This is a genomic window from Sulfitobacter sp. (genome assembly GCF_041552635.1).
Classification (GTDB): domain Bacteria; phylum Pseudomonadota; class Alphaproteobacteria; order Rhodobacterales; family Rhodobacteraceae; genus Sulfitobacter.
The window spans coordinates 1-16,379 of sequence record NZ_JBFEKM010000008.1 but is presented as its reverse complement, the minus strand read 5'-3'; the positions used below and the strand labels follow the sequence as shown (position 1 = coordinate 16,379).

Here is a 16,379-nt window from a genome sequence, read left to right as displayed (position 1 = left end):
AGCCCCAAAGGCACCGAGACAGCCAGCGAAAGTGCATATCCTTCAATGACAGCCTCTTTCTTTCTCCGCCGCATTGCATACGGGCTTTTGCTGATGCTGGGCGTGGTGATCCTGAATTTCCTGTTGATCCGTCTGGCACCGGGCGACCCTGCGATGGTGATTGCAGGTGAAATGGGGGGCATTGACGCAGAGATGCTGGCAGCGATCCGTGCGGATTACGGGTTGGACAAACCACTGCTGACGCAGCTTTGGATTTATCTGTCGAATGTCGCCCAGGGAAATCTGGGCGAGAGTTTCTTTTTCAATCAACCGGTTGCCACGCTGATTTCGGCCCGGATCGGGCCGACGATCCTGCTGGTGTTGACGGCGCAAGTCCTGTCGATTGTGATTGGCGTTTTCCTGGGCGTGATTGCTGCGCGCAAGCCAAGCGGACCGCTGTCGGGGTTCGTGTCGATCTTTGCCACCATCGGCTATGCGGTGCCGGTGTTTTGGACTGGCATCATGCTGGTGATCCTTTTCGCCTCGGTCTTTCCGATCTTTCCGGTTGAGGGGATGCGATCCGTGCGCCTGCGCGACGCGGGGCTGGTGACGCAGTTTCTCGATGTGATGCATCATCTGGTGCTGCCTGCATTCACGCTGGCGATCATCTATCTGGCACAATATGCGCGGCTGTCGCGGGCGTCGATGATGGATGTACTGGGCTCTGATTATATCCGCACGGCGCGGGCCAAGGGTGCCACCGAACAGTCGGTTTTGTTCAAACACGCCCTGCGCAACGCAGCGCTGCCGATCTTGACCGTGGCGGGGTTGCAGTTTGGCAACCTGATTTCAGGCGCTTTGTTGGTCGAGACTGTTTTCAACTGGCCGGGTATGGGGCGGTTGGCCTTTGATTCCATCCTGCGGCGGGATTACCCCACAGTTTTGGGTGTATTGTTCTTTGCCGCTGCGATGGTGGTGGTTGCCAATATTCTGACCGATCTCAGCTATCGTTGGGCTGATCCCAGACTTAGGGGGCGTGGATGAGGCATATGATAACTTGGGGGCCAGCCCCCAAACCCCCGGAGTTTATCTGGCAAAATGAAGGAGCGGCAGTGTGACCGAGCCAAACCTTACAGAACGCTATGTCGCCGAGAGCCCGTGGCGCGAGGCGTGGCGTATGTACAGCCGAAACCGTACTGCCGTCTTCGGGCTTGGGTTGCTTTTGGTGATTTTGGCCATCACTTTCTATGGCTCGTTTTTCTATGGCGGCGATGCGTATGATATCGTTTGGGCCCCGCACGAGCCGCCTATGGTCACGCCGGAATTCCCATTGGGCACCGATTATCTGGGCCGCGATATTGTTGCGGGGATGCTGAAAGGTGGCGGGCCGACAATGGCGGTGGGGGCTGCTGCCGCCGTGATCACGATGGTGATCGGGATCACGCTGGGCGCGTTGGCAGGTTTTTACGGTGGATGGGTTGATACGGCGTTGATGCGGTTCACCGAGTTCTTTCAGGTCCTGCCCGCGCTGCTATTCGCAATGGTGTTGGTCACGCTATTCTCGCCTTCGCTTTGGACAATAGCCTTTGGCATCGGGGTGGTCAGCTGGCCGCAGACCGCGCGTCTGACGCGGGCCGAGTTCATGAAGATCAAAGAGCTGGAATATGTCACTGCCGCGCGCGCCATCGGGGCCAAGAACAAGCGGATCATCTGGAAGGTCATCCTGCCCAACGCCGCACCGCCACTGATTGTATCAGCGACATTGACGATCGGCGTTGCGATCCTGTTCGAGGCGGGGCTGTCATTTCTGGGTCTGGGTGATCCGAATGTAATGTCTTGGGGGCTGATGATCGGGGCCAACCGCGATCAGCTTTTGGATGCGTGGTGGCCGGTGACTTTTCCCGGCCTTGCGATTTTCCTGACCGTGCTGGCCGTATCGCTGGTGGGCGACGGGCTGAACGATGCCTTTAATCCGAAGTTGAGAGAACGATGAACGCCCTTCTGGAAATCGAAGACCTGAATGTGACGTTCAACACGCGCCACGGTGCGGTGACTGCGCTGGATTCGGTGTCTTTGCATGTGAATGCCGGCGAAACTCTTGGCGTGGTCGGCGAATCCGGCTGCGGCAAGTCGATCACTGCGCTGTCTGTCATGGGGTTGATCCCCTCGCCGCCCGGACGCATTGCGGGTGGGTCGATCCGGTTGAATGGTGAAGAGCTTACCACCGCCTCGCCTGCGCGGATGCGCGCGATCCGGGGCGCTGAGGCGGCGATGATCTTTCAAGAACCGATGACGTCGCTTAACCCCGTGTTCACTGTAGGCGCGCAAATTGCCGAAGCGATCATGCTGCATCAAAAGGTCAGCTCAGATCAGGCCATGCGCGACGCTGTCGCCTTGTTAGACCGGGTCGGCATCCCGTCGCCGGACGCTAGGGCGCGCGACTATCCGCATCAATTGTCAGGGGGAATGCGGCAACGGGTGATGATCGCCATGGCGGTGTCGTGCCGGCCCAAAATGCTGATCGCCGATGAACCGACCACCGCGCTGGATGTCACAGTGCAGGCGCAAATCTTCGATCTGCTCAACGAAATTCAGCGTGATTTTGGTGCGGCGATTGTGTTGATCACCCACGACATGGGGGCCATTGCCGAGATGGCCGATCGCGTCGCCGTTATGTATGCGGGCCGTGTGATTGAAGAGGCAACCGCCGATGACGTTTTGGATCATCCACAGCATCCCTATGCGCGCGGGTTGATTGACTGCATTCCCAATATTGCCAAGGGGGATACTGCGCTGCGCGAAATTCCCGGCGTCGTGCCACCCCTGCATATGCTGGGCGCAGGCTGCGCCTTTGCGGCGCGCTGTGCCCACGCCAATGACCGCTGCCGCACCGAAAAACCCAAGCTGGCGGCACATGGCCACCATCCCGCCGCCTGCCACGCCGTACAAGAGGGCCGCATATGAGCACGCTGTTGGATGTACGTGACCTGACGGTACGCTTTGCCCTGCCCCGCCCATCGATGTTTGCTGCACGCCCTCAGCTTGAGGCTGTGCGCGCCGTGTCGTTCACCCTTGAGAAGGGTCGCGCCTTGGGGATCGTGGGCGAAAGCGGATCAGGCAAGACAACAGCAGCGATGGCCGCAATCCGGTTGACCAACGCCGCAGGCGGTCAGGTACTGTTTGACGGCGATGATCTGCTGCAACTGGACACCGAAGGTATGCGCCTGCGTCGCCGCGACATCGGGCTGATCTTTCAGGACCCCTATTCATCGCTCAACCCGCGTGCGCGTGTCGTCGATATTGTGCGCGAACCGCTGGACCTGATGGAAATCGGGACACTGGAAGAACGCATGGCCCGCGTGCGCGAACTGTTTACTTTGGTGGGCCTGCGCGAAGATCAACTGAGCCTGTTTCCCCATCAATTTTCAGGCGGGCAGCGGCAGCGTATTTCGATTGCGCGGGCACTGACAACTAATCCCAAACTGCTCGTCTGTGACGAACCCGTTTCGGCGCTGGACGTCGCCATTCAGGCACAAATCCTGAACCTGCTGGCACGGCTGAAAGATGAGTTAGGCCTGAGCTATCTGTTCATCAGCCATGACTTGGGGGTGGTGCGGCATGTCTGTGATGATGTGGCCGTGATGTATCTGGGACAGATCGTGGAACAGGCCCCCGTCGCCACATTGTTTGACGCGCCACGTCACCCCTACACACAGGCATTGCTGGCGGCTGCACCGTCGTTGAAGCGGCGTAAAAGCCAAGGCTATACCCGTGCGATGCAGATCAAGGGTGATCCACCAAGCCCGATCAATCCGCCAAGAGGATGCGCATTTGCGGCGCGTTGCCCAAAATCTAGGCACGTCTGCACGGAGCAGCGACCGACGTTGCAAGAAAGTGACACTTCGCGCGTGGCGTGCTTCTTTCCGGGCTGAATGCGGTACCGCGGACAGCAAAAAGCCCCGGAGGAACCGGGGCTTTGGTCTGCATCCAAGCTATGACTTTACGTCAACTCTGGGCGCTTAGGCGCGCTCGGAATATTCCATCGTGTCGGTGTTGACGATGATATCTTCGTCGGGGCCGACGAACGGCGGCACCATGACTTTGACGCCATTGTCCAATATCGCGGGCTTGAAGGAGTTCGCTGCGGTCTGGCCTTTGACGACCGGCTCGGTCTCGACGATCTTGCAGGTGACTTTCTGGGGCAAGGACGCGTTCAGGGCCTCGTCATCGTGATATTCAACGACCACCATCATACCGTCTTGCAGGAAAGGGCGGCGGTCGCCCAGTAGCTCGGCTGAGAGCTGGACCTGATCGTAGGTTTCCGTGTCCATCAACACCAGCATACCTGCGTCTTCGTATAGGAATTGTTGGTCTTTTTGCACAAGCCGGACCTTTTCAACCTTATCGGCGCTGCGGAAGCGTTCGTTAAGTTTTGATCCGTTGCGCAGGTTGCGCATCTCGACTTGGGCAAAGGCACCGCCCTTGCCGGGCTTGACGTGGTCGACCTTTACGGCAGCCCAAAGACCACCGTTATGTTCCAGCACGTTACCGGGGCGAATTTCGTTTCCGTTGATCTTGGGCATGCATGTCCACCATGGCAAAAAAGTTGAACTGTAATTTATGGGACCTATATCTGTCTCAGGGCGTTACAGCAATAGAACGACGTCATGCTGCAACCGCGAAAAGCCATGCGCCTCATGCATGGGTGATATGCAATAAAGGTGTATCCGAATCACAATGATTAGGTCATAAGGAACTCCACGCCTAAATGACAAGAGCAATAATAGAAAGGACGACGAGATGAAAGATTTCGTTGATGGCACTGCCTTTAACAATGAGCAAGGCAACCGTGCCCGCAAACTTTTCGCTGCCGTGGTACTGGCAGCACTCGACGATGCTATCGCCGATGACAAGAAGTATGGCAACGGTCCAGAGCAGATCGCACGCTGGGCGCGCTCGCGTGACGGCCGTGAAGTGTTGAGCTGCGCCGGAATTGACCCCAACGAGCGTGTTGTAACAGGCTTGATGGATTTTGTCGGCAAAGGTGTCCGTACATCGGTTGCGCTGTCGCGCGAAGAGTCCGAGCGTCGTAATGCTGCACAACAGGCAGAAGCCGCTTAATACTGACAGTCGTATTATCGTTTATCGTAAAAATGCGCGGCCTAAGGGCCGCGTTTTTTGTTTTCAGAATTGGTTCGATGCAGCGAATGAACTGGGAAATATCAGCGTGACCAATAAAGGGCGTTACCCCCTTGGCCTTACTCCAACTCCTGGGCTGTCAATGCACGGTGGATCTCGCGGCGCACCAGTTTGCGGACATTGCGGGTTATCCGTTCGCCCAGAACACCCTGAAGTTCAGAGCGCACGATTTCGCTGACCAGATCACGCAACATCGCCTCGTCCAAAAATTCCTCTGATCCAAGGCCGATCCCGGCATCTGCCTCGCCTTGGTCTTCTTCAAAATGGTCGTCTTCTTCAAAATGATCGTCATCGCCCCCAAAACGATTGCCCTGTGCCGCGACCTGATCCGCATCAGGGGTTGCATCGACCACGTCTTCATCTGATCGCACACTTTGTAGATGGGCCAAGGGGGCCCCTTTTGCATCCAATTCGACGTCATCTTCCCAGACCATCGCTGGCCCTTCGCTGCCTGAATAATCGTCGTCACCGGGCGCGTCGGGTTCCCAATTCTCGGGGATCCGGCTGATCGCGCTTTCCAGTGCCGCGATCTTGGCGCTCAGCCGATCCGGCGTGGGCGGCACGTCTTCGACCAGTTCGGAATCGCCGAGGTTCAGGATATTTCTGCGGGACGCTGTCGAAACGGATGTCGGCCAATCAGCCCCTTTGGCTTGATCATTCGACTCTGCGATTTCGGATGGGGTGTGCAGCTTGAGGGGTGGCCCGCCCAGATCATCACCCGCCAGATCGGTGTCATTCACTGCTTCGAGATCACCACTGGTATGCGCATCATCTGCCGGCTTTTCATCTGCTGCGTCCTGCCATTCAGGAAAATCTGCGTCTGTGTCCAAGCCCGCATAGAGGTCGTCGGAATCCCTGAACTCCAAATGATCTCCGTCAAACTGTCCGCTATCATCGTAATCGTCTAGCGTATCATCACCTGCCTTTGCTTCAACGGCCTTGGTTTCAACCGCGTTCCCTATGGCACGGTCGTCCCATTCTGTGGGCGCGATATCTTGGGTTTGCTTCTTATAGGCATCCACCAAGGGCGCATCATTGGAAACCCGCAAGGAAGGCGTCAGCACCAACTTGTCTTCGAATTGGGCTTCGGATTTGGCCCGATTTATGGGCCGTCTGTCTTCGGACACCAACCGGCGAATTGAAGACAAAACATCCTCTACCTCTGCGTTTGTGACAGGGTCAGACATATTATTCACCACTCATTCCTCACAGGTAGTCTAACTTGCAGATCAGATTCTAACAATGGGGCCGTGAAAATTGTCAGTCTTTTTGCAATGCGCGCAACACACGGTCCAACTGCTTGCCCTCTTTGGAAAGCTTGGCAGGGCCGTCTTTCACAAGATTATAGTAGGCAGCAGGGTCGTAAATCTGAACAGGCAGATTTAGCGAGCGGGCAGTCAACTGGCCGGTCGCCTGAAGCACCGAATATGCGGCGACATAGATCTGGGTTTGCGCCGTCACGCTTGACGATCGCGCATCCAGCAGGGACTGCTCTGCATCCAGCACATCAAGGGTTGTACGCGCCCCCAAGGCTGCTTCCTCGCGGATGCCCTGAAACGCGATAAGCGCTGCGCGGACCTGCCGGTCTGACGCCTGTATCTGAGCGCGTGCAGAGGCAAGACCAGCATAAGCGTCGCTTACAGCGCGCTCTACATCCTTGACGACCACGTGCAGATTGCCACGCTGGGCATCCCGCTGGGCCCGGTTTTTCCGAACCGCCGAAGACAGTGCCCCGCCTTGATACAAGGTTTGACCCACTTGCAAACTGACGCTGCCCTGACGGTTGGACGCTTGGGAATCAAAATTCTCGGTCAGACCAAAGGACCCCTGCACAGACACCTGAGGTTCCATCCGGGCCTCACTGCTGCGGATCAAAAGATCAGCGGCAGCGACCTGATGCTGAACCGACTTGATGTCGGGATGGCTGCGCACGGCAAGCCCCTTGGCTGTCGCGATATTTTCAGGCACCCGCGGCAAGCTGGGCGGCCGGGAAAGCCGGCCGGGCGCGCGGCCAACGGCGACTTTGTAGTAAGCTTTGGCACTGATCAGATCGCCTTGCGCCCCGGCCAGACCGCTGCGCGCTTGGGCCAACTGCGCCTCGGCAAGGGCGACATCGGTGCGGGTGACTTCGCCCACTTCGAAACGGTCCCGCGCCGCGCGCAGTTCCTGCGTCAACAGGCGCACGTTGTTTTCGCGCAGGGAAACAAACTGTTCGGCCTGAATAACGCCCATGTAGGCATCCACTGCGCGCAACAAGATCTGCTGTTCGACGCTGACAAGGGTCTCGCGGGTGGCCAAAACAGTCTCTTTTGACGCTTCGACCGAAAATTTCGTCGCGCCGAAATCATAGACCAACAAGGACGCGATCAAATTGACCGAGGTGCTGAGCTGGTCGGTACTGGTGCGAGTCCCCGCAGGTGACAAAAGGGAGCCGCCACTGATCGACCGATTGTAGCTTTGCGTCAGATCGCCCGTCCAACGCACGACGGGCTTTAGCGCCGATTTGGCGATGGCCACGTCTTCGTCCGCCGCGCGCAATACCGCCCGGTTCTGATCCAGCAGACCAGAATTATTGTAAGCCCCTACCAGCGCATCAGCAAGCGTTTCGGCCGTTGCAGTTACGGGTGCGAAAAGCGCGAAACCGATGCAGGACGCCGCCACCATGCTGCGCAATCTGCTCGCTGTCTTTATCATTGTCATCTCAAACACCCCGTCGATTATTTCTGCCGACTTCACACTATTTCATAGTGCCTTTTTTTAACCTAAAGCTGGAAAGCTTTCTCGCGGGCAAAGCCCTTTAGAACCGGCGCGCCGGCGTTGAACGCCATCCGCCAGCTTACGCCGCTATCGTTTTTATAGCCCAAACGCACTTCACCCAATGCACCCGACATAAAGAGGCAAGCGATCCGCCCCCCCACCTTGAGCTGGTCGATAATCGCATCGGGCACGTTTTCCACGCCACCCTCGATAATCACGACATCATAGGGACCGTGTTGCGGTGCCCCGTCCGCAAGCAGGCCATGATGTACAATAACGTTATCAATATCAGCGGCGCTCAGCGTCTCTTGGGCTTCCTTTGACATGTGTTCGTCTTCTTCGACGGCAACCACCGCTTCGGCCATATGCGCGATCACGGCAGAGGAATAGCCAAGCGCAGACCCGATATCGAGCACCAGTTCGTCATTCGCAATCGCCAGCCCGTCCAGCATCTTGGCCAGCGTGCGCGGCTCAAGCAAAACGCGCCCGTCGCCCAAATTCAGGTTTTCGCCCAGATATGCTGCCTCGCGCTGTGCGGCAGGGACAAAATCTTCGCGCGCGACTTTCAGCATCGCGTCGATGATTGGAAACTTGGTCACATCTGATGGACGCACTTGTGTATCAACCATCATTGTTCTGCGGGCTGCGAAGTCGGTCATCAGCAATTCTCTTTCGTTCAATTATATGCGCCGAGCAATGTCACATCCCTCCCAATCGGGCAACGGTCAGAACGTGTGATCACTCGAATTTGCGGTTTATTCCGGCATATTAGTGCAAATCGGTTGCGGTTGCCAAACCCTGCGTGATGCAAAAGTAAAGCACCGGGTCAGATTATGTCGATTGATCTGCCTCAATTCCCTTTATTTCGTCGGTCTGCTCGGTCTTTTCGGTCACAGCCGTGAAAACGAAAACACCGCCGCCCGACGCGTCTCTGTCTTCGACGAACCCTTTGGCGGCGATCCCGTCGCGAATTTCACGCATGCCCGGACGATGGTAGATATGGCGGTGCAATTCGGCGATAATCACCCTAATGCCGCTTAGGTCGGCATGGCGAAAAAACTCAAGCTCGGCCCCTTCGATATCCATCAGCAGCACGGTCGGTTTGACCTTCTTTCTTATTTCGTCCCAGGTTGCGACCGGCACTGAAACTTTCTCATCCCGGTCCTGACCTTTGGTGATGGTCATGCCGGAGCCCAGAAAATCCCCCCCAATAAAGAACTCAACGGTTTTCGGCGGGGTCGGCTCTGACAGCACGATTTTGTTGCGCACCTCGATCTTGCTTTGTATTTTATTGTGCTTATACAGCGCTTTAACGTATGGGATCAGCTTGTGGTTTACCTCGAAGGACACGATTTTGGCAGGCGCGCAGTTCTTGGCGGCAATCGCGCCAACAACACCGGCCCCTGCCCCAATCTCGACGACCCTGTCGCCCTTCTTGATAAAGTTGAGCGCGGATTGAACTTCGCGGCGCTCGTAGCTGCCTTCGTTCATATTGGTAATCATCGTTTGTCCCAGGTGCGGGGCATTTGGCACCTCGATACCGTGATAGGTCGCCACAATCTCTGTTTGCGTGCTTGTCATGTCTCTGCTCTTTTCCACTTTATCTTTGGTGGTCTTGTTTTGGTTTAATAGACACGTCACCGGCTGTTTGCGCAATGTTTGAATGCCGCACGGTATCCTTTCACTATTCTACCACGGTAAAAATGCAGCAATTATGCGCAGGTATTTCATCGGTTCCAGACAAAGCGCGGCGATCATTTATCGGGGTTCAGATGGCAACGTTGAACATTCGCACCCCTGTCAGCCCTGCGTGTCCCACCCTTTGGTTCAATGGATGTCCACCTTCAGCAAGCCTTAACCGATCATCATTAAGGTCGCTGCAAGCTCGGATCTCCGCGCCTGCGGTTCGAGGGAGCCGAGTGCAATAGCTTGACCGGAAACCTGCCCCATGGCCACGACATTCGAAGTCTTCTATCTTGGCCAATTGGCCAGCATCGACGTCAACGAAACCGATTCCCAGAGCGAGCGTGCCGACGATATCCTTGGCTCTTATGGCACACAGGGCGAACCGCTTTTTGATCGGGTACAAACGTTTTCACGGGTCAGCGCATCCTCGGGTTCGAGGCCGGACGCCTATGATTTCCAGGACGCCAACGACAGATTTGCCATTAACGGCGGTGCCGCGCAGACTGTTGATGGTTTTGCATGGTATAACGCAGTCATAACCTATGCCGACGGATCGACCGCACTGGTTGATGTCGGGGTGGTTCAGGACACGGTGGGCAACACCTATGTCGTGCCACCACTAGAAGGCGATCAGGCAAACGCCGACACGCTTCAGGCCCAGCCGATCCAGTCGATTCAACTGACATCGACGGTCAACAATGCAGCCGTTATGCACGAAAACCGCGTCCCGCTGGAGTATGGCGAACAGGTAGACGGGACAGACGGCAACGACACGATAGATAATTCGACAGTTGACGGCATGGACGATCAGGCCGGATCCGGCAATGACGTGATCAATGCCGGTGCAGGTGATGACGTCATTTATGATGGCGCAGGCAATGACACGATCGAAGGGGGCGGTGGCAACGACACAATCGTCGGGGCCGATGGCGATGATCTGATCATTGGGGATGGCGGCACCGACGTCGACCCCTCAAACATCTTTCACTGGGCCGACCTTCAGGACCCCAGCGGTATCCCCGATGACAAGGTTGATAACGGCGACAATGTCGCTGGCCAGCCCCTTGGTGTCGAGGCAGGCGGCGTAACAATGACGCTGACCGCGCCGACACAGTCGGGGTCAGCAACCACCTATTCGACGGATGCCAACAGCACCGCCAATCTGTACGATGCGTCGCCGAACTCGTCGATCCATATGACCGGCACGTCAGATTTAAGCGCGATGACCCGCACACTGACCTTCTCTGAAGAGATCGGGAATGTGTCTTTCAACCTGTCCGATATCGACAATGGCAACCAGGTGAAGGTTCTGGCGTACGATTCGGCTAACAACCCTGTCGCGGTTAGTTACACCCTTGGCAGCGCCCTTTCGGAAAGCGGTGGCGTCGTCACGGGCAACGGCTCCAACCTCGCTCCCAGCAGCGAAGCCGGGACAGCGACGGTGTCGATTGCCGGGCCTGTCGCCCGGATCGAGATTGTTCATCTGCCGGTTACCGCAAACGACCTGATCACCGTGTCCGATGTTTATTTCGACTCTCCAAACGCGACCAATGTCGGAAATGACGTCGCCGGGAACGACTCTCTTTCCGGGGGCGCAGGGGACGACACGATCTTGGGCGGCGATGGCGACGATACCATCGACGGGGGCACTGGCAGTGACAGCATAGATGCCGGTGCCGGTCAGGATTACGTCATTGTGTCCGATTTTGACGGTGCCACCGAATATATGGATGGCGGTGCAGGCACCGATTGGCTGGTCCTCAATCCTGGGGACGGGCGCAGTTTCAACATCGACATGACAGCCACCGATGGCAACGGTGACTGGCAAGTCAATGACGGCCTTTCTGGCACGCAGTATGCCCGGAACTTTGAAAACATCGAAACTGGTGATGGGGCCGATACGGTTACTGGCGACAGCGCGAATAACGTGATCTCTACCAATGGCGGGGCCGATCTGGTTGATGGCGGCGCCGGGGATGACACTCTTTTTGGCGGGGATGGCAACGACACGCTTTATGGCGGTCTTGGGAACGATGAACTTCACGGCGGCAATGACAACGACACCTTGTACGGCGGGGATGGCAACGATTTATTATACGGTGAAGGGGGCAACAACTCACTTGATGGCGGCGGCGGGGATGACACGCTGTGGAATGGTGCCGGTAATGACATCGCGCTCGGGGGCGACGGCAATGATCTGATCCACGCCGATCAAGGCAGCGATGCCTTGTTCGGCGACGGCGGCGACGATGTGTTCTCGGTTGATAACGTCTGGGGGGCCTTCGGCAGCGACACCATCGAGGGCGGCGAAACCGGCGAAGTCATCGGCGACCAGATTACCTTTGCAGGCATGAACACCGGTATATCGGTGACATTCACAGGTGCCGAAGCAGGCACATTCACCGATGGCACCAGCACCGCGTCCTTTAGCGAGATCGAAAGGATCGAGGGGTCGACCTTTGATGATACGATTGACGCGGGCAACGATACGGGCGGTGTATCCCTTTCCGGTGGCGGGGGGAATGATCGTATCATCGGCGGCAGCGGTGCCGACACAATCGAAGGTGGCGCTGGCGATGACCTGCTGACCGGCGGTGGAGGTGACGATATTTTCGGCTACGCCACAGGCGACGGCCACGACACGATCACCGATTTTAATTTTGGCAATACCGGCGCGCTTGGCGATGACAATATAGCCAACAACGACTTTATCGACCTTTCCTCCTACTATGACAGCGTAAGCGAACTGCGGGCCGACTATTCCGATGATGGTATCCTCAACCAATCAAACGCGACCGAAAATGGCGGCGGGATTGATTATACGGACAACAGCCGCTTTGGTTCGACCGACAGCCTGACGTTTCAAGGGGCCAGCCCAAACAGCTTTACCGCAGACAATACCGGCGTCGTCTGTTTTGCGGCGGGCACCTTGATCCTAAGGCCCAAGGGCGAGGTTCCCATTGAAACGCTGCGCCCCGGCGATATGGTTGTCACCCGCGACAATGGCCAGCAACCGCTGGTCTGGGTGGGCATGCGCCGAGTGACCGCCGACGAATTGACCCGCATGCCGCATCTCAAACCGATCGAAATAAAGGTAGGTGCTTTCGGCAACCACAGCCCCTTGGTCGTCTCGCCCCAGCATGGGATTCTGCTGTCGCTGGACCGGGACGAAAAAATGGTGCGCGCCAAACATCTTTCTGAACTGCACGGCGGTGCCGTCCGCATCAAGAAAGGCTGCCGCACAGTGACCTATTTTCACCTGATGTTTGAACAACATCAGGTGGTTTTTTCGAACGGGCTGCCAAGCGAAAGTTTTTTCCCAGGCCCACAGGCGGTAAAAGCGCTGGCTTTGCCCGAGTATAAAGAGTTGGTCAGCCTATTCCCGCAGTTGGGCCGAACGGCCGACAAAAAGTCGGTCTCGCGCATTTACGGCAACCCCGCGCGGATTTATCTGCGGCGGTCAAACCTGCCCGACACCATTCGCGAATTCAGAGTGTCCTGAACAGATCTTACCGCACAGCCGCTGATCCGTTTTGCGAACTGTGAGCCCGCACAGGTTTTGCCGAATAAGCCAATGCATACGGGCCGCCACCTAAACACCACACAAACGTCGGGTCTACCCCTTCGCCACGATGCAAAGCGCGTGACTTTTGGCAACTGTCAGCACGAATGGTCACGCGCTACAGCCTAAAAGAGTTAATATGCGCTAAGTTTCAGCTAAGTTGTCTAAGGATCAGACTGAGGACAAGTTGTACGGATGATACAACGATAAACATAAGAAAACATGGGATGGGTGAATAGGGTTTCGTAGATATTCTTCGGAAGAATTCGGATGATGTGATCCAGCCGGAGGAACGGCGGATAATTGAAAAATGCATATCGTCTGGCGATGTTGTGTTTGATGTCGGTGCCCACCACAGCTTGTTGTCCAAGGCCGTACTTAGCCACGCGACTGATATTGACCTGCATATTTTTGAAGCCTCGAAAAAATCTTATGCCGAAGTCGTCGCACAACTTGGTGACCGCGCGACGATCAACCATTCCGCCGCGTCCCACACGAATGGGCAGATCGTGTTCAACACCTATCAAGATGACGACCGGCTCAGCTCTGTCTACCGACGCACCAGCGTCGAGGAAGAATTGCTGCCCTCGGGTTTTGACGCAAATGTTGTTCCCGCTGTGGCGCTGGACGGATATTGGACGGACCCAAAACGCCAGATTAACTTCCTGAAAATTGATGTGGAAGGCGCGGAATACGACGTGCTTCGTGGGGCGAACCGGCTGCTGAAAGCGGGCCAGATCGACTATATCCAGTTCGAATATGGCGGGACGTTTCAGGATGCCGGTTTCACGCTGGGCAATGTGTGGTCCTATCTTCGCAGATCAGGCTATGCCGTTTTCAAGGTCGGAAAACGCAAGTTCACTGAGATCAACAGCGTTACTCCCGCAATGGAGGATTACCGTTTTACCAACCTGCTGGCAGTTCACGAGCGGCTGCGTTCACGGTTTGTCGGGGAACAGGAAAACATCGAAATCTATCTGGACAAGATGAAGCGCTATGGACTTCACCCCAAAGGGGTGCTGCATGTGGGTGCCCACAAAGGCCAGGAACTGCCGACCTATCGCGCCAACAAGATAAGTCCCGTTGTTTTTGTAGAGGCAAACCCCGAGCTGGCTGGCGCGTTGCGCGAAAAAACAGCAGCGGATGCAGATATTCACCTGATTGAAGGTGCCGCATCGGACAGTCCGGGCACCGCCACATTCAATATTACGTCGATGGACCAAAGCAGTTCGCTTTTGCCTTTGGCAAAACATTCCGAGATGTATCCCAAGATTGTCGTCGAAAAGCAGATCGAGGTGCGTACGCTGACGCTTGATGCGGCTATGGCCGAAACCGGTCTGGATTTTGCGTCCATTAATATGTTGACGATGGACATCCAAGGCGCAGAGCTGATGGCCCTGCGGGGGGCCACCGAAGTCTTAAAAAACATCGAAGCGATCCAGACAGAAATTAATTATGACGAACTCTATGATGGCTGCCCCCATATCAGCGATTTAGATGCGTTTCTGGAACCACACGGATTTCTTAGGATCAAAACAGTAACCCCTTATGCCAAAGACTGGGGTGACGCGGTTTACGTCAAAAAGCCGATGATCACGAATTCGTCTTTGGGAACCATGGGCCGCTTTGCCAACAAGGCTTTTCAATATATTTTCTTGCGGACATATGCCGCCGAACATGGGTTTGAATTCGCTAACCTGCCATGGGAAGGGGACGATATGTACCACGTCCACCCCGGTGTCGAAACACTTCCAAAGGTAGGGCGTAGCGTTTCACAAACGAAATACGGGCTGGATGATTGCGACATCGTCAACGCGACAGAGCCGTGGGCAGACACTGATCTACAAGGGTATTTTCAATATAACATGAAATACTACGCGCCCTATCGCGCTGAAATCGAAGCTGAATTCGCGCATAAAGGTATCTCCCTCGAGGCTGAAAAATCCATGAAGGCCGCATTTGAGGCCCTGCCAGGACCGGTCGCTGTTGTGCATTTGCGCCGTGGTGATTTTGGCACCGGCGTTTTCTTTCAAACCCCCAACAGTTGGTACGTGGACTGGCTGCGGAATCTACAGGCCCAGGAACCAAATCTACAGGTCTACATTGCCTCTGATGATCCGGACGCTGCGGGAAATGATTTTGATAGGTTTAATCTGATTTCGGAATCCCAACTCGGGCTTGCGCAGGTCGAACATCCATTCTTTTATGATTTCACCGCGATACGTCTTAGCAAATTTGTCGCCATTTCCAATTCGACATTTTCGTTTCTCGCCTCTGCCTTGAACAAGGACGCCGCTTTGACCGTTCGGCCTGATCCGGAAATTGGCAAATTGGTGCCCTATTCCGCTTGGTCATCCGACCCGATGATCCGCAGTCACACGGCAGAAGAGCTTGGCGAGGAATACATGAGCGAGCGCGCCAAAACCCGGACAAAATACAAGATGCGGCAGGTTCTAAAAAGCATCGGCCTTAAGAGATCGTAAATGCCGCCTATGTATTACATCAATCTCGACAGAGTCTCCGAACGCCGCCACTTTATGGAAGACCAGTTTGCCGCCCAAGGGATGACTGTAACCCGTATCTCTGCGGTTGACGCGTTCGACATGACGCCCCCCGCTGAATATGCACCCGCAAGCTGGCTGGAAAGATGGAGCCTTTCGGTATCAGAGATTGCGAGTTTTGAAAGTCATCGCATTGGGTGACGGGCAATTCGGGACGGGTCGGCCTCTTTCGGGGTCATTATGGAAGACGATGCCATTCTCAGCGCAGAGTTTGGCAAAACGCTCGAACGTTTGTCAGACGCTGCGCTGGATTTCGATGTTATCAAGTTGGATGGGGCAAATCAGGTTCTCCGGTTTGGGCCGGAAATCGAAACGAACGGGATAAAGTTAAGAGCGATACATCAATGTGTCACGAGCGCTGCTGCCTATCTTTTGAGCAAAGAAGGGGCCGCCAAACTGGAGGCGCGTGCCAGCCAGTATTGCGATCATCTGGACGATTTTATCTTTACGCCCCGGGATAATTGGACCCTTTTACAGCTGGCCCCCCATTGCGGTTCAAGGCATGTTTATTCAAGACGATACACGCAATCAGTCTCAAAAGATTGCGCAAAGCGAACGTACTTCGGATATACGGATCAATGTTTCTGCGGACCGCGGCCCGGTCAAATACCGCCTGCTGAAAGAGCTTCGGCGCA

14 protein-coding genes are annotated in these 16,379 nt (G+C 55.8%); 9 read left to right on the top strand and 5 right to left on the bottom strand.

Annotated elements, in window-relative coordinates; all coding sequences use genetic code 11:
• The first annotated feature begins 45 nt into the window (after nt 1-45).
• The 4 genes from ABYT07_RS01745 (at nt 46) to ABYT07_RS01730 (ending at nt 3,911) form a co-directional block, all read left to right on the top strand.
• A complete protein-coding gene (locus tag ABYT07_RS01745; RefSeq protein ID WP_372988968.1) occupies nt 46-1,023 on the top strand; it encodes an ABC transporter permease in 978 nt (325 codons plus the stop codon).
• Nucleotides 1,024-1,093: 70 nt separating this feature from the next.
• Nucleotides 1,094-1,972 (top strand): ABC transporter permease, encoded by an 879-nt coding sequence (locus ABYT07_RS01740; protein ID WP_372988967.1) that lies wholly within the window; start codon nt 1,094-1,096, stop codon nt 1,970-1,972.
• Nucleotides 1,969-2,943, top strand: a complete 975-nt coding sequence (locus ABYT07_RS01735) for an ABC transporter ATP-binding protein (protein WP_372988966.1) — start codon at nt 1,969-1,971, stop codon at nt 2,941-2,943. Before ABYT07_RS01740 ends, ABYT07_RS01735 begins: the two co-directional genes overlap by 4 nt.
• Nucleotides 2,940-3,911, top strand: a complete 972-nt coding sequence (locus ABYT07_RS01730) for an ABC transporter ATP-binding protein (RefSeq protein WP_372988965.1) — start codon at nt 2,940-2,942, stop codon at nt 3,909-3,911. The genes ABYT07_RS01735 and ABYT07_RS01730 overlap by 4 nt, the downstream gene beginning before the upstream one ends.
• A gap of 87 nt (nt 3,912-3,998) precedes the next feature.
• Here the strand turns inward: ABYT07_RS01730 and efp are convergent, their stop codons facing one another.
• Nucleotides 3,999-4,562: an elongation factor P gene (gene efp / locus ABYT07_RS01725; protein WP_372988964.1), complete on the bottom strand. Its 564-nt coding sequence runs from the start codon at nt 4,560-4,562 to the stop codon at nt 3,999-4,001.
• A 217-nt stretch (nt 4,563-4,779) separates the two neighbouring features.
• On the opposite strand from efp, the gene ABYT07_RS01720 reads away from it, so the two are divergent.
• On the top strand, nt 4,780-5,100 hold the full coding sequence (locus ABYT07_RS01720) for a DUF6280 family protein (RefSeq protein WP_008228933.1): 321 nt from the start codon (nt 4,780-4,782) through the stop codon (nt 5,098-5,100).
• Between the two features lie 137 nt (nt 5,101-5,237).
• Here the strand turns inward: ABYT07_RS01720 and ABYT07_RS01715 are convergent, their stop codons facing one another.
• The 4 genes from ABYT07_RS01715 to ABYT07_RS01700 form a co-directional block, all read right to left on the bottom strand.
• Entirely contained in the window at nt 5,238-6,365 is a 1,128-nt protein-coding gene (locus ABYT07_RS01715; protein ID WP_372988992.1) for a hypothetical protein, read from the bottom strand.
• 73 nt (nt 6,366-6,438) lie between these two features.
• A complete protein-coding gene (locus ABYT07_RS01710; protein WP_372988962.1) occupies nt 6,439-7,878 on the bottom strand; it encodes a TolC family outer membrane protein in 1,440 nt (479 codons plus the stop codon).
• A 62-nt stretch (nt 7,879-7,940) separates the two neighbouring features.
• On the bottom strand, nt 7,941-8,594 hold the full coding sequence (locus ABYT07_RS01705) for a protein-L-isoaspartate O-methyltransferase (RefSeq protein ID WP_372988960.1): 654 nt from the start codon (nt 8,592-8,594) through the stop codon (nt 7,941-7,943).
• Nucleotides 8,595-8,766: 172 nt separating this feature from the next.
• Entirely contained in the window at nt 8,767-9,516 is a 750-nt protein-coding gene (locus ABYT07_RS01700) for an FkbM family methyltransferase (RefSeq protein ID WP_372988958.1), read from the bottom strand.
• Between the two features lie 367 nt (nt 9,517-9,883).
• Here ABYT07_RS01700 and ABYT07_RS01695 point away from each other — a divergent pair, with 367 nt between their 5' ends.
• The 4 genes from ABYT07_RS01695 to ABYT07_RS01680 all read left to right on the top strand — a co-directional run.
• Nucleotides 9,884-13,123: a Hint domain-containing protein gene (locus tag ABYT07_RS01695; protein WP_372988956.1), complete on the top strand. Its 3,240-nt coding sequence runs from the start codon at nt 9,884-9,886 to the stop codon at nt 13,121-13,123.
• Between the two features lie 335 nt (nt 13,124-13,458).
• Nucleotides 13,459-15,666, top strand: coding sequence for an FkbM family methyltransferase (locus tag ABYT07_RS01690; protein WP_372988954.1), 2,208 nt, complete (start codon nt 13,459-13,461; stop codon nt 15,664-15,666).
• The gene (locus ABYT07_RS01685) at nt 15,667-15,885 is read left to right on the top strand and encodes a glycosyltransferase family 25 protein (protein WP_372988952.1); all 219 of its coding nucleotides are present in this window, start codon (nt 15,667-15,669) and stop codon (nt 15,883-15,885) included. It begins immediately after the preceding gene.
• Nucleotides 15,886-15,924: 39 nt separating this feature from the next.
• A partial coding sequence (locus tag ABYT07_RS01680; protein ID WP_372988950.1) for a hypothetical protein occupies nt 15,925-16,379 on the top strand: 455 nt, incomplete at its 3' end.

Bases quoted from the DNA above. Each gene is read 5' to 3' on its own strand.
- ABYT07_RS01745 (WP_372988968.1), top strand. From the start codon at position 46: ATGACAGCCTCTTTCTTTCTCCGCCGCATTGCATACGGGCTTTTGCTG.
- ABYT07_RS01735 (WP_372988966.1), top strand. From the start codon at position 1,969: ATGAACGCCCTTCTGGAAATCGAAGACCTGAATGTGACGTTCAACACG.
- ABYT07_RS01730 (WP_372988965.1), top strand. From the start codon at position 2,940: ATGAGCACGCTGTTGGATGTACGTGACCTGACGGTACGCTTTGCCCTG.
- efp (WP_372988964.1), bottom strand. From the start codon at position 4,562: ATGCCCAAGATCAACGGAAACGAAATTCGCCCCGGTAACGTGCTGGAA.
- ABYT07_RS01720 (WP_008228933.1), top strand. From the start codon at position 4,780: ATGAAAGATTTCGTTGATGGCACTGCCTTTAACAATGAGCAAGGCAAC.
- ABYT07_RS01715 (WP_372988992.1), bottom strand. From the start codon at position 6,365: ATGTCTGACCCTGTCACAAACGCAGAGGTAGAGGATGTTTTGTCTTCA.
- ABYT07_RS01710 (WP_372988962.1), bottom strand. From the start codon at position 7,878: ATGACAATGATAAAGACAGCGAGCAGATTGCGCAGCATGGTGGCGGCG.
- ABYT07_RS01705 (WP_372988960.1), bottom strand. From the start codon at position 8,594: ATGACCGACTTCGCAGCCCGCAGAACAATGATGGTTGATACACAAGTG.
- ABYT07_RS01700 (WP_372988958.1), bottom strand. From the start codon at position 9,516: ATGACAAGCACGCAAACAGAGATTGTGGCGACCTATCACGGTATCGAG.
- ABYT07_RS01695 (WP_372988956.1), top strand. From the start codon at position 9,884: ATGGCCACGACATTCGAAGTCTTCTATCTTGGCCAATTGGCCAGCATC.
- ABYT07_RS01685 (WP_372988952.1), top strand. From the start codon at position 15,667: ATGCCGCCTATGTATTACATCAATCTCGACAGAGTCTCCGAACGCCGC.